Origin of the sequence: Pelosinus baikalensis (assembly GCF_020819555.1) — a bacterium.
Classification (GTDB): domain Bacteria; phylum Bacillota; class Negativicutes; order DSM-13327; family DSM-13327; genus Pelosinus; species Pelosinus baikalensis.
In genome coordinates, this window is sequence record NZ_JAJHJB010000133.1 from 1 (window position 1) to 693 (window position 693).

The 693-nt window shown below is 40.3% G+C and carries 1 protein-coding gene; it reads left to right on the top strand.

The window, feature by feature from the left end; translation table 11 throughout:
* Positions 1-358: transposase (locus tag LMF89_RS25440; RefSeq protein ID WP_229537595.1), on the top strand; the 358-nt coding region annotated here is incomplete at its 5' end.
* Positions 359-693: the final 335 nt, after the last annotated feature.

Sequence of the window (693 nt, forward strand, 5' to 3'; positions counted from 1 at the left end):
TTCCGTTGAATTTCGAACCATGTTAAAGCGTATCTTTGAAGCTGTCACCATAGAGGATATGCGACGTTTCAAGGATGAAATAATGAGTAAATACGAAGGTGAAGCGAAGTATGAGGGTGCATTAAAGACGTTGGATGAAGGCTTTGAAGACACAATACAGTATATGGATTTCCCTTCTGAGATTCGAGTCCATATTCGAAGCACGAACTCCTTAGAGAGGCTAAATCAAGAGGTACGAAGGAGAGAGCGAGTCATTCGAATCTTCCCAAATACCCAATCTGCATTCCGGCTTATTGGAGCTGTTCTGATGCAATACCAGGAAACAGCTTACTCAAAGAAGAAGTCATTAACTAAATAAACGACGTAGTGGACTTTTTCGCTACACTTCCATCTTGGGAGGATCTCCTATCCTGAAAGGGATGTAAAGGTAAAGTGCGACCTTGACATCCCTTTCAGGATAGGAAGAAAAAAGCCCATGGAAGTTTCGCTCAAAAAAATAAGGGGGGAGAACCAAACCCCATGTAAACATTATTTTGTTGAAAACACTTGCTTTATCAATTTACACATAAATCAGGACTTGACTCTTGCTGTAACTGGCTCGGCTAATAAACAAGCCGGAACGGATAATAAAATATGATATTTGGACAATAAAACGTTCTTTTTGGACAATAAAGAGGGCGGATTGGACAATAG